Annotated in this window: 9 protein-coding genes; all 9 read right to left on the bottom strand. The window is 49.7% G+C overall.

The genetic code is table 11. From position 1 onward, the window contains the following. Window positions 1–41: 41 nt before the first annotated feature. Window positions 42–2,090 carry a DUF5689 domain-containing protein gene (locus tag HHL17_RS30460; RefSeq protein WP_169228591.1) on the bottom strand — a complete coding sequence of 683 codons (2,049 nt, stop codon included), beginning with the start codon at window positions 2,088–2,090 and terminating at the stop codon, window positions 42–44. 8 nt (window positions 2,091–2,098) lie between these two features. Beyond that, window positions 2,099–2,938 carry an endonuclease/exonuclease/phosphatase family protein gene (locus HHL17_RS30455; RefSeq protein ID WP_169228590.1) on the bottom strand — a complete coding sequence of 280 codons (840 nt, stop codon included), beginning with the start codon at window positions 2,936–2,938 and terminating at the stop codon, window positions 2,099–2,101. Window positions 2,939–2,946: 8 nt separating this feature from the next. Then, entirely contained in the window at window positions 2,947–4,455 is a 1,509-nt protein-coding gene (locus HHL17_RS30450) for a RagB/SusD family nutrient uptake outer membrane protein (protein WP_169228589.1), read from the bottom strand. Between the two features lie 10 nt (window positions 4,456–4,465). Next, window positions 4,466–7,915, bottom strand: a complete 3,450-nt coding sequence (locus tag HHL17_RS30445; protein WP_169228588.1) for a TonB-dependent receptor — start codon at window positions 7,913–7,915, stop codon at window positions 4,466–4,468. Between the two features lie 97 nt (window positions 7,916–8,012). After that, window positions 8,013–9,161, bottom strand: a complete 1,149-nt coding sequence (locus HHL17_RS30440) for a FecR family protein (protein WP_169228587.1) — start codon at window positions 9,159–9,161, stop codon at window positions 8,013–8,015. Window positions 9,162–9,246: 85 nt separating this feature from the next. Further along, a complete protein-coding gene (locus tag HHL17_RS30435; RefSeq protein ID WP_169228586.1) occupies window positions 9,247–9,846 on the bottom strand; it encodes an RNA polymerase sigma factor in 600 nt (199 codons plus the stop codon). A gap of 346 nt (window positions 9,847–10,192) precedes the next feature. Beyond that, the gene (locus tag HHL17_RS30430; RefSeq protein WP_169228585.1) at window positions 10,193–11,230 is read right to left on the bottom strand and encodes an isoaspartyl peptidase/L-asparaginase family protein; all 1,038 of its coding nucleotides are present in this window, start codon (window positions 11,228–11,230) and stop codon (window positions 10,193–10,195) included. 72 nt (window positions 11,231–11,302) lie between these two features. Further along, window positions 11,303–12,346 (bottom strand): cyanophycinase, encoded by a 1,044-nt coding sequence (locus HHL17_RS30425; protein WP_169228584.1) that lies wholly within the window; start codon window positions 12,344–12,346, stop codon window positions 11,303–11,305. Window positions 12,347–12,370: 24 nt separating this feature from the next. Then, the gene (locus tag HHL17_RS30420) at window positions 12,371–13,774 is read right to left on the bottom strand and encodes a RagB/SusD family nutrient uptake outer membrane protein (protein WP_169228583.1); all 1,404 of its coding nucleotides are present in this window, start codon (window positions 13,772–13,774) and stop codon (window positions 12,371–12,373) included. Between the last annotated feature and the right edge of the window lie 10 nt (window positions 13,775–13,784).

The raw sequence follows: 13,784 nt of genomic DNA, 5'->3' as shown, positions 1-13,784 counted from the left end.
CTTTTTAGGTATTCTCCTTTTATCATGTATGACGCAAAATCCTACTTATTATACTTCACCGACACATGCGACAACCTGCACGTAGCCGTAGCCGCTATCGTCCCTCCAGTCGCAGCATTGGTAGTACCGGCGGTTTTGTTAGCCACCCGCAACCGGACATACAACTTATCTTGTCCGGATGCAGCTTGCGGCAGTTGGAAATTCAGCACCTTCTGCCCCGCTACCTGTGTTAATAACGTATTGGACCAGTTGGCCACGTCCTGGAAGGTGAAGCTACCAAGACTGTTCCATGCGGTATTGTTCACCGACCACTCGGCTACAAAATTACGCGGACCACCGATATCGCTATTACCTTCTACCTGTAATGACACCGGGGAACTGATACCAGCCGTAGACACCTCGATGATCCAGGATTCGCCGGTATTGGTAGTGGAATTCCACCAGCCTTTGCAGCCCCAGCCACCATTGCTTACGGCGCCTTTATTGGTGGTGGGCTCCTGAAGCAGCCCGTTATAGTCCGTCGTAGGGGTAATACCGTTAGCCGTGAAATCGAGATACTTTTTGCCGCTCTGATACATACGGCCACTGCCCACATCCGGGGTCAACGGATTCTGCGACTCTGTAGGCGTAGCGGAAAATTCTGTTTTAAACCGGCTCCATTCCACAAGTACATTAGAGAAGCCATTACTGCGGTCTTCATTGAGCGCAATGTCTTCGCGTTTCAGGTGACGGATAGAATACCGGCCGATATCGCTACCGTAGCGGTCATACTCTTCATGTACCACTATACCGGTAATGGAACCGGAGCCTTGTGGCACCCGTTTACCATCGCGGCGGTACTGCACATCCAGGTTGGTGAGCAGGTGCATACTGCTGCCCTGTATATCACGGATATTGGTCGGATAACAGTCCATCCGTGCGGTATACCCTTCGTTGATATTTGTGAAAGCACCGCTTGGAACGGAGATTTCCACCTCTTTCAGCTTCACATAAGTGTAGAGATCATTGTCTGTTAAAGCAGAGATATATTTCTCTTTAGGTTGCAGCACACCGGTACCGACGTCTTTTTTCATGATGTGTATCACATCAATACCGGAGATAATAGTCCGCGAAGGATTTTGCAATTGCTGCACCGTAACACCTTTCAGCCATATCTTCACCCGGTCGTTGAAATTGAAAATATTATCCCCAGGTGTTTTAGTCTTGAAGTAAAGACCACTGCTGCCATCCAGGCTTTGTACGTAAACGGCTATACTGTTTTCCGTTTTATCGAGACTGTGTTTGTCGGTAGATTTATTAAGGTTCTGCGCGATATTCGGATGCCCTTTATCGCTGATCACAACACCTTCCACAAAAATATTTTCGTTGACAACACCATTGGCCAACGCCTGTTTTACATAGGCAAAGTCTTTCTGCACAGCCCCTTCATAGCTCATACCCGGCTGCTGTTTGATCAACATACTGTCTTTGGTGGTAGTGCCTAATGCATCGAGATAACTGAGGCGAAGCATCACCGTCCGCGCGACAGGCAGCTGATTGGTATCTACCTTGAAGAACAGGTAACCGTCTTTTACCTGGAGACCGGACACCCAGTTGACAGCTCCCGTAGAGTCGTAACCGTAGCCAACGGTCATCAGCTCCAATGGCACGTTGGTATTGATGCCGGATTTATAGGTACCGCCGTTGGCGATGGCCTGCGCTGTTTCATCGGTGATGGCCAGTGCCGGGGTAAGCCCCTTCTGTTGCAGCACGATGGTGTCTGATTTACCACCACCTTTTACCACCAGCTTAGCGGCACGGGGCAGCTGACCGCTGTTGTCCGTTACTTCCACCAGCGCATCGCTTTTTCCATGCCCGCTGGTGGTTTGCAGTTGCAGCCACGGCGCCTCTTCTGTCAGTTCCAGTTTCCAGTCGCCATCAGCATACACAATGAAACGGGTAGTATCGGCAGCAGCGCCCAGCCGGATAATGCGGGAGTCAATCGCCAGCGGTGTGCTGAAACGATAGTCTTCGCTTTTACGGCATGCCGCAACCATCAGCAAAATAGCTGCCGCAATGAGTGTATAACAGTTGAATAAATATCTCTTCATGACAGCGTTTATTTTTTCAGCTCCATGTAAACCGGCCGATGGTCGGAGTACTTCGCAGTGAAATCATCATAGATAAAGTGACAGGTCTTTAATTTCTTCGCCAGGTCTTTGCTGAGGTAGATGTAATCGATCCGGGATGTACTGCGGATGATATCTTTTCCACCAGTAGCCCGTTCCAGCCGGTCATGCTCGAAAAGCGCATCTACAAAACCGGCATCCAGCATACGCTGTTGCACTTCAAAATCGATGCTGCCATTATCCAGGTTTTCGATATTGGGATTTTTCTTTACCGCATTGAGGTGTGCCAACTTGATGCGGTTGGTGTCCAGCCGGGCCATATCCTGTGCGGTATTGGAGTTAAAATCCCCCATGAGTATCCAGCCATGCTTATCTTTCGTTTGTGCTACATTAGCCAGGATATTGGAGATCTCTTCCCGACGCTTGCGGAACTTATGCGGATTAAGATGCAGTACCACAATATTGTAATCCAGTACATTGGCCATGATAAAGCCATGGGTCATGTTTTCGTTCACTTTACGGATGTTGGTGATAGGGTACCGGGAAGTCAGCCCCGTAGGGTATCCGTTCTCTTTTACGATCACGGCGTAAGGATGTCCCCAGGTGGCTGCCAGCTCCTCCAGTGTTTTCTGGGTGAACTTATTGCACTCCTGCAAGGCAACGATATCGGGGTTGAATTGTTTCACCCATTGCACAAATACTTCTTTCCCTTTGGTGGTGTCGGTCACCATGCCTTCCAGGATGTTGTAACTCAATACACGGAGCGGTGCCTGCGCCTGTGCGCCGGCTATATACAGGCATAAAAACAGCGATACTAAAAAACGATTCATGATAACAATTATTTATAAGCTGGATTAGTAAGAATACCACCGGAACGCAATACTTCTTTGTCCGGTATCGGATAATATTCGTGATAAGGCCGCAGGTTGTTTTTGATGGTTTCATACTCCGTGCCGGCAGTTTCACTCACTGCCTTAAAGAACACACCCCATCTTACGAGGTCCCATTTACGGCCGTACTCCCCCATCAGTTCGCGGGCACGTTCCTTTTTCACTTCTTCGAAGAACTCCGTTTTACCGGGATAAGCCGGCAGTTTCAGCGCATCATAAGCACGACCTTTTACTTCGTTGAGGCATTGCAGTGCGAGGCCTGCATCACCGGTTTCGTTGGCTGCTTCCGCCAACATCAGCAAGGCATCGGCATAACGGAATACTTTCTGGTTGTTACCATCTGCAATGTTATCCATAGCAGGGCACCAGAACTTAGGTCCCATCCAGGCTTTACCAGTGCCGTTGTTCTGCATCGGACGTTTGAAATAGGCCCCGTTGTAACTGTAGGCCAATATCATCTCCCTGCGCGGATCGGCATAGTCATACAGCTTCATGAAGTATTCTGTAGGTGTTACGGAGTTAAAAGGATTGGCTTTGGTGCCCAGCTCGGGAATGTTCACACCGTCGTAAGTGCTGGTACCGGAGGCCTTGGTGGGCGTGAAGAATGCAGCCACATTGGTGGTCTTTTTCAGGCCTGTGGCCGACCATATGTATTGCACTTCAAAAATGGATTCCGGCGTGTTTTTATTGCGGAACCAGGTGTCCTGTAATGGATATTGCGCCAGCTGGCCATACACCTTGCGGATGGCTTCCATGGCATCCACGCACACCTGGTACTGTTTATTCCACAAAGCCAGCTTACCGATAAGCATATACGCCATGGCGGCAGAAACACGGTTCTGTGGTACTTCGGAAGTACGTGCCTGTGGCAGTTTCGGTGCATACTCCTGTAGTTCCTTTATCAGTTTGTCCCTCGTTTCTACAGCGCTCATCCGGCCCAGCTTCATCACTTCATTGAGGGCGGTCAGACTGTTGATATTCTGGGTGTAATAAGGTACATCGTTGAAAGTACTGGTGAGGATATAATAGTACAAAGCCCGCAACACCACACCTTCGGCTTTCAACGGCGGTTTCTTATCTGCCGCAATGGTAGCCCTTTCAATGCCATCAATGGCGGCGTTGCAATACATTACGCCATTGTAACAGGCAGTCCAGATATTGTCGCCCATACCGGGATTGGCCGGAGAGATTTCAAACTTGGCATCCAGTTGTGAGGAATTGAGAAAAGCCAGATCAGTAGATCCTTCCAGCGGAATGATCAGATCAGAGATATAGATACTGTTGAGCGGCATGTAACAACCGTTCAACGCGGCGATACATTGATTTTCATTTTTGAAAAAATCACCGGGACTGACAAAACTACTGGGCTCTTCTTCCAGCAACTTCTTACAACCGGTGAACCCCGTAGCTCCGGCCAACAACAGCATGGCAATGATATAATTCAGTTTTCTTTTCATACCCAATACTTTAAAATTTTAATTCAGCACCGAAAGTGATCGTGCGGCTGGATGGATAGGCGCCGTTGTCCATACGGCGCATGGTAGAGCCGCCGCTCTGTGTAGACACTTCCGGATCGTAGCCGTTGTAATGTTTCCACAGCACCAAGTTGTTACCGCCCAGCGACAGGGAAATGGACTGTAACCGTTTACGCGTGATCTTGCTCAGGTCGAAAGGATAGGCAACAGAGAAATTCTTAAACCGCAGGAAGGTCGCGGAATGTACAAACCGGTCGTTGGGAATATCATCTTTTGAATCGGCCCTTGGATAGTCGGAATTGGGATTGCGCACGGGATGCCATGCATTTACCATATAGCGGTATTGATTGCTCAGGTAAGTGCCGGTGCCCATAAACAGTTCTGTGGGATTATAAATCTGCCCTCCTACACTATAGTTGAAATAAAAAGAGATCATCAGCTTTTTAAATCTCACCGTATTCTGAATGCCACCATAGAAGTCAGGATCAGCGTTTCCGAGATACTTCATATCGTTGTTATCGAGGATACCATCGTGGTTCTGATCGATGTAACGTTGACGGCCAGGTGAATAGAAGTTGACAGCCGCAGAGGCATATTTTTTATCTTTTTTATCCTGGTCTATTTCAGCCTGACTTTTCCAGACACCGGCGTATTCCATGCCCCACAAGGCATTCAACGGCTGTCCTTTCACATAACCATACATCATGTATTGCGCACCGTAGGGGTTATCATATACGGATACCCTGTCCAGTCCGCCGATATCTTCTACCAGCTGCTTGTTACGCGCGATGGTAAAAGTGGTAGACCAGGAGAAATTTTTCCGGCGGATGTTTTCCGTGTTTACAGTCAACTCGATGCCTTTGTTGGAAGTCTTTCCGATATTGGCCAACCTCGATCCAAAACCAGTGTGGGTAGGCAGTTGTACGGTCAGCAACAAATCTGACGTATTGCTTTTATATACTTCCAGGGAGATGTCCACCCTTTTGTTAAGAAAGGATAAATCCAATCCGGCATTGTAAGACGTGGTCTTTTCCCAGGTGAGCCCCTCGTTTTCGATACGCGCCGGATAGTAAGCCACCGGTTGTGTGCCACCGAACAGGTAACCGGAAGAAGTGGAATTAAGACGGGAAAGCGACTGGTACCGGGAGATAGCGTCGTTACCGGAAGTACCAGCACTGAGGCGGACAGATAGCTCACTGATATCCCGGAAACGGCGCATAAACGGTTCGTTGGCGATGTTCCATTTCACGGCAGCAGAAGGGAAATAAGCCCACTTATGGTCCTGCGAGAAGTTGGAGGCGCCATCAGCACGACCCGTAGCGGTCAAATAATACCTGTTACGATAGTTGTAGTTAATACGCGCCAGATGCGACATACGGCCCAGGTTTTCCAGCGACGAACCGATGTTGATCGTTTCTTTGGAAGGCAATGCACCCAGGTCGTTGGTGCCGATGTCATCGATAAAATAACCGTTTCCGCTGGCGGACATGTTATTGAATTTTTTCTTCTGTACAGTGAAGCCGTACATCGCATCGAAGTTGTGTACGCGGTTCCAGGTGTTTTTATAGGTGATGGTATTCTCGTTCAGGATGTTATTGTCGAAGTAGCTGCGCTTATACGCATACGCGCCGGTATTGGCGTTGGCGCGGGACGGCATGGTAGAGGGAGTAAACTGGTTGTCATTCTTACTGTAGTCCGTATACGATACGGTGGACCTGATCAGGATATTTTTTATCGGGGTGATTTCAATATATCCCATGGAGCTCAGGCTTTTTTCCAATGCGTCGTTTTGTTTAAGCTCCACATTGGCCAGCGGAGAATCGAACAGGGTACCGCTGTACCATTGCGTGTTCCAGTCGTTGAAGCTGCCGTCCGGCTTATATGCCGGCATGGTAGGCGACAGGAAGATGGTGGAGCGGTACCATAACGTGCTCGTACCTACGTCGGCGTTATTGAGTTTACGGGCGATCTGCGAATAGTTGAAACGTACCCCTGCTTTCACATAACGACTGATGGTCCTGTCAAGATTAAGGCGTACCTGGTAACGCTTAAGGCCACTGTTTTTGATGATCCCCTGGTTATCGTTGTAATTGGCGGAGAAGTAATACTGCGTGGCTTTGTCGCCGCCATTGGCCGACAACGTATAGTTCTGATAAGGTGCAACGCGGGTGATTTCTTTGGTCCAGTTGGTGCCTTCTCCCAGGGACAACGGATTGGGATAGGGATACTCTTCCAGCGGCCGGGTGGGATTGGTGGAATTACTGAAATAAAAACGGTCGTTCTGCAGTTGTGCGAACTCCGTAGCATTCATCAGGTCCAGGTAACGGGGCAGTACTGAACTACCAAGATCGGAGCGGAAAGTGAAATTTGTTTTTCCAGCCCTGTTGGCGCCCGATTTAGTGGTGATGATGATGACGCCGTTGCTGCCGCGGGAACCGTAGATCGCCGTGGAAGAAGCATCCTTCAGCACGTTGATGGAAGCGATATCAGAAGGGTTCAGTTCATTGAGACTGGTGATCCCGTCCATCAGTCCATCTACGATATAAAGCGGTTCGTTGCTGGCAGTGATAGAGCGTGTACCGCGTATGCGCACGGAGGTACCCGCGCCTGGCTCACCGTCGGTAGAAACGATTTCCGCACCGGCAATGCGGCCCTGCAGCATCTGGTCCACACGGGTGACAGGGATACCTTCAATATCCGCGGGGCGAACGATGGATACCGCGCCGGTAAGGTCTTTTTTTGCGACAGCACCGTAGCCGATCACGACCACCTCATTGATATCTTTTTTAGCAGGTGTGAGTTGTATGTTCAGTGGTTGTTGTTCATGGGCAAGGGCTACCACTCTTCTTTCAAAGCCAATATAAGTGATGAGCAGCGATGCATTTTTACCTGCTGTTATGGTAAATTCTCCTTTCTCGTTGGTCTGCACGCCATGAGTACTCCCGGCAACAGCCACCGTAGCGCCGGGAAGGGGATTTCCTTCGTTGTCCAGCACTCTCCCTTTTACCGGCGGGTCTTTGGCGAATGTATTACCAGGTTGTTCCGGTGCTGCCTCCGTCCGGGGTTTCGCCTTTTCCTTGATCGTAATGGTTTTAGCGCTGATCTCGAAATCTATCGGCTGATCAGCCATGACGGTGCGCAGGAATTCCGTGATGTTCATGTTTTTCACGGTAACAGTCACTGGTGTTGTTCTGCTTAACATGGCCGTGTTGTAAAAGACCACATAGCCTGTTTGTTTTTCCAATGCCTGAAAGATCTCTTTAAAAGAGAGGTTTCTACCTGACAGGGTGATGGATTGGCCCAGGGTGCGCGCCTGCACCTGAAGACACAGGATAGCAGACAATAGCAGCATACATGGCCACAGCGCACGGCTGCGGACCTGCCGGGGCATAGGGCCTGGCGGAATAGAAGGTCTTGTTGCGTAAAACTGTTTGGACATCATTATGGTGATTTCAGAATTTAAAGGATCATTACAGGCATACAACGCCCTGCTGCGCTCCCGGGGCGCAGGAATGGCTGGTATGACAATCTTTTCTCCGTTATTGTGTGATGATTAGTTTTCTTCCCTCCAGACGATAGTGTACGTTAGATATTTCCAGTATTCTCAATATGCTGCGCAGATCGAGGTCCCGCTCCATTTTACCGCCGAAACGGATATCCGGAACACCGGTCTCATAGATGACAGTGATATCGTACCACCGTTCCAGTTGGTTCATCACCTGTTGAATACCGGCGTTATCAAACTGGAACATGCCTTCTTTCCAGGCTGTCACCTGGCTGGTATCAGCTGCCTGTACTTTGATGCCTGCACCCGCCGCAGCCGCCTGCTGGCCCGGTTTCAGCAATATTTGTTGCTGTGCCGCCAGCACCTGCACACGACCGTGCAATAAAGTAGTGGTAACGGCCGGTTCGTTCGTATAAGCGTTAACGTTAAACCCGGTGCCTAACACCCTGATCTCGCTCTCCTGCACGGTCTTTACCCGGAAAGGCCTTGTAGCAGCCTGTTTCACTTCAAAATAGGCTTCGCCGTTCAGCTCTACTACCCGCTCAGCAGTATTGAAGCTGACCGGATAACGCAGCGAACTGGCGGCATTAAGCCATACTTCCGTACCATCGGGTAGGATAAGATGGAAAAGTTTTCCGCGGGGAGTGGACAAGGTATTGTAAGCCGGATCGGCGTCTTTACTACTGCTGTAAGCCAATGTATGCTGACCGAGATGGATCATCGTACCAGCAGCATTGCGGATGCTGCCCTGATGCAAACTATCGAGCACCACCTGGCTGCCATCGTCGAGGGTGAGGATAGCACTTTGCGATGCAGGCCGTATGTCCTGCATGGCCAATGCCGGCGCGGTATCAGTAGTATGGGCAACAGGGCGGCGCAGCAGGTACCACGCGGCGCCTGCCAGCAACAGCAGCGAAGCAGCGGCAGCCCACCAGCGCATGCGCACGGCCCTGCTGGCAGCGCGCGGCTTCGTTCTGGCCTGCAGGATGATGGCCAATACCTCCCGGGCACGGTGCTCAGGCATGGCCTTCTCCTCACCGGATGCGGCGATCACCTTGTCCAGCAGCTGCAACAACTCTTCGTCGTGCTGCGATCGGGCAATCAGCTGCATGAGCTCCTGTTGCTCAGCTTCGGTGCTGGTTTTCTCCAGCGATTTGCGGAATAATGATTCAAATCGGGACATCCTGTAGACCGGTTTTGTGCCGGGTATATCAAAAGAAATCCCTTAAAAAGAAAAATGGGTCAGTGGAAAACAGAAAAAATCTGCTTCATAACAATTCCTTAATAATCAGCAAGGTGGCGTAGGTACCCAGATGGTAGCTACAATAGGTGCGGATAAAATGCATCGCCTCTGCCAGATGGCGTTTCACGGTTTCGGGCGAAAGGTTCAGCACTTTGGCTGCCTCCTCCCGCTTCATGCCGTGCTCTTTGATCAGCTGGTAAACTTTCTGTTGCTGGGGCGACAAACGAGAGACAGCATCATGTAATATCTGACGGTATTCTTTTTCCTGCAACAGCTCACTGGAAGAAGCCACCGGTGGCAACAACCACTCTTCCTGATCAGAAATAGCATGACTGGTAGCCTGTTGTGCCAGTTGCTTCAATGTCTTGAACACACGGTTACGGGTAATCGTAAACAGCCAGGCGGTAAAATACTCCAGCTCCGGCAGCTGCGCTCTTTTTAACCATACCTTGAGAAATACGTCCAGCACGATCTCCTCCGCCACCGCTTCAGAGCCGGTGATCTTCCAGGCAATGGTATATACTTTATTGCGGTACTGATGAAAAAGCGTCTCAAATGCTTTCTCATCTCCGTTGGCAATCGCCCGGAACAGGTTGTTCTCAGTATGTAGCTCGTGGGCGGTCATCCAAATAGATTTTGGTCACAAATATAATATGGTGATGCTTTTATCACTTTCTCCTAATGCCCGCTGCGGCTGGATTTCATAATTAAATAACATTTAAGCCCAATTACGAATGACAAATAACGAATCACGAATTGGGATTTTTCTTCATTCAACGACCTCCAACAAGACGCTTAAAATATAAAACAAGATCTTTAAAAACTTTAAAATACACAACTAGATAATTAAAAGCAATACAGTGGTTAAAAACCATTTGGGGCCTGGAGAAAGCAATCAATGACGATGTAAAAACAAAGGGCCGACCTTTTCGGCCAGCCCCTGCAAATCGGATATCTCTTAGGACAAACAGTTATTTATAAATATAAATTTCAATTTTCCCGTCTTTCGTCACTGCTCCTCTGTACATGCCTTCTGTATTAAAAGGCATGGCCATATTACCGTTTTTGTCCAGCGCTATGAGGCCGCCGTCGCCGCCCATATCACCTACTTTTTTGATAACGGTTTTACCGGCATCCTGCACAGACAGTCCTTTGTATTCCATCAGCGCTGAAAGGTCATAAGCCACTACGTTGCGGATGTAATACTCGCCCCAGCCAGTACAAGACACGGCCACGGTGTTATTATTCGCATAAGTGCCTGCGCCAATAATCGGGGAGTCACCCACACGGCCGTATTTTTTGTTGGTCATACCGCCGGTGGAAGTAGCGGCAGCCAGGTTACCCTGCTTGTCCAACGCTACAGCGCCCACCGTGCCGAATTTATTATCCTTGTTGATAATCCCGAATTTACCGGGATTCGTATAGGCGTTAGATTTCGCTGCGGCCAGCGAGTCTTCTTTCAATGCTTTTTGCAGCCCTTTCCAGCGGGACTCCGTGCGGAAGTAAGAAGGGTCCACAATTTCCAGTCCGGCTTCTTTAGCGAACTTCTCTGCGCCGGGACCTATCATCATCACATGCTCGGACTTCTCCATCACTGCACGGGCAGCGCTGACCGGGTTCTTTATCACGGTCACACCAGCTACCGCACCGGCTGCTCTTGTTTTGCCGTTCATGATGGCAGCATCCAGCTCGTTACGTCCATCATGGGTAAATACCGCGCCTTTACCGGCGTTAAAAAGAGAATCATCTTCCAGCACCCGCACGGTTGCCTCTACCGCATCGAGACTGCTGCCGCCGGATTGCAGCACGCCATAACCCTTCTCCAGCGCCCGCTTCAGGGATACCTTATAGGCCTCCTCCATCTCGGGCGACATGTTCTTTTTCAGGATAGTGCCTGCGCCACCATGTATCACCAGTACATACTGACCCGCTTTTTTCTGGGCAGACGCTATATTCCGGGACATCATCAGGCAACAGGCCAGTAACAAGTAGCAAAAACCTCTTTTCATGTAAACTATTTTATAATTCGTAAAATCGCTTCCATCTCCCCATATCAGGAGAATCAGCAACAATCATGTCTATCAGGGGGCCTGCTTGGTTTTCAATACACCATTTTCTACCCACCACCAGTACCAGGTACCGCCACTGGCGGCAGTGGTATCATTGACAGACAACGGGAAACGGCCATTGCCGGTAGCAGAAGCAGGTATTTCATATACTTTGAGGGCCTGCCCGTTACAATTCCATTGTAAAGGCTGTCCCTTTACACAAAGTTCTGGTTTTTTGGAACTATCTGTCTGAATAAAATAAGCTTTGCTCACGCCAAAAACAGTCGCAACTCCCTGCTCGTCGATGCAGACAGCCGTCTTTTCATCCGGCGCAATACCCATCGGGAAAATACCATAATCTGTGATAATACGGCTCATAAAAGTCACGTGCCTGCCCTGCCGGCCGCGTTTCACATAATGCTGGTCACTGATTGTCCCGGACAGATAAGGCGCGTGCAAAAAGTCGTTATTATATACTTTTACCAGCGTATCATATGGATTGGCCAACACACTGTCAGACACCGCACTGCCGCCTTCCCCGCTGTAGTACAGTCCGCTGAGCACAGCGCAACCGGCACTGGTACCGCCTACCGGTACACCTTTCTCCGTCAGGAGGTAATTGATGGCCTCCGCTGTTTTGGTACCCCTCCAGTTGTTCATATAACGGGACTGGTCACCACCAGCGATAAACAACATCTCTGCATTCCGGATAATACGCGCCACGGTATCATTATTAGCCAGTTCCCGGCTGGTGATATTGAGCGTTTCCACAGAATTCACTTTGCCCAGCGAATCGATATCCACATTGTAACCCGCGTTGGCGGAGGCAGTGAGTACTACCACGTCGCCGCCTCCGCTGCGGGCTATCATCCACCGGAAAGCACCGTCTACATTGCCACCGCCACCTATCAACGCCACACCTGCTGTTACCGGTTTAATAACATCGGCCGTATCACCAACAATGCCAATAGAAGCCGGACGGCCCGGAATAGTTTTCGGACTACTCCCTGACTGGCTACATGCATGTAAGCCTATAGCCATTACTGTTAGTAATCCCATCATTTTATCTCCTTTCATCTGCCAATCATTTTAATTCGTCATTTAATAAGGTTGGTTCTGCTGCATGTTCTTATTGGCCTTGGTTTCAGCATCCGGTATAGGGAACACATAACCCCGCTGGCCTGGCTTCAGCAGCACCGCTCCCAACGCATTCACCGCGTCTTCCGGTTCGCGTGTAACCGGTAAGGAACGCCTGCGCAAGTCAAACAAACGATGGCCTTCAAATGCCAGTTCTTTAAACCGCTCTGTATAGATAGCGGTGATCAAAGCATCTTTATCAGCGAACACCTGTGGCGTATAACCATCGATACGGGCAGCACGCAGACCGTTCAGGTCATTGGCCGCATCACCGTTCTGGCCCAATTCGGCCGCTGCTTCTGCACGGATGAGATACATCTCCCCGGTACGGAACAGCTTAAGGTCCGCCAGACCGGGGTTACCATCGCTACCCGTATATTTATTGACCGTGTAAGCAGATTTACCGGCACCACGGCTGTCATCAAACTGTATATAAGCCGGATAACGCACGTCATTGTCTTTGTCAAACAATTTGATCAGTTCAAAGGAAGGAACGTATAAGGCTACACGCTTTTTGAAATAAACACCGCCAATCAGGTCATCGTTGGTACCGGCCATCTGTTTCAGTTTCCAGATGACTTCAGATTCATCGGAATCTTTCCATATAGCAGGAAACTTACTCCGTGATGCCAGCGGCATAGCCTGAATGGCTTCGGTGGCATAGGTCATGGCATCGTTCCATTTCTTTTCGTACAGGGCTACCCGTGCCTGTATAGCTGAAACTGCCGCCAGGGTAATATGGGTATTATCATCAAAGGAAGCAGGAATCAGTTTCTTAGCGGCTTTAAGGTCATCTTCAATGCGCGCCATCACTTCTGCAAAAGTATTACGGGCAGGTGAACTGATTTTGGAGATATCCATGTAAGGCACGCCCAGTGCATTGGGCGTATAGTCCTGCGCGTAGCTCTGTAACAGCTGGAAGTGGCAATATGCCCGCAATGCGAGCAGCTCTCCCTGGTATTGGTCACGTTTCGCTACTTCATCTCCTTTGGCAGGCACCTGCGGCAGCGCTGCCAGTACACGGTTGGCACGGTCAATGGTGACGTAGTATTCACTAAAGGAAGCGGTAATGGTGCCATTGCTGGGATCTATCTGCCAACGGTAGGAAGCTACGCCACCACCGGTACCGTTCTCGCTGGGCAACGTACACTCATCGGTCACCAGCGATACATTATAGATAGTATTGTAGGTAAGCCGCGTATAAGCGCCGAGCAGACCGCCATTCAGGTCGGCTACATTACGGAACGTTCTTCCCGGATCTATGATATTATCGGTGGGCGACAGGTCCAGTTGTTTATTGCACGAAAGCAGGCATACCGGCAGCATCAGCGCCAGGTATTTAACAGTATGTTGAATATAACGGATCATGAACAGCAGG

Source organism: Chitinophaga fulva (assembly GCF_012927205.1).
GTDB lineage: Bacteria > Bacteroidota > Bacteroidia > Chitinophagales > Chitinophagaceae > Chitinophaga > Chitinophaga fulva.
This window is presented reverse-complemented; position numbering and strand designations above follow the sequence as displayed.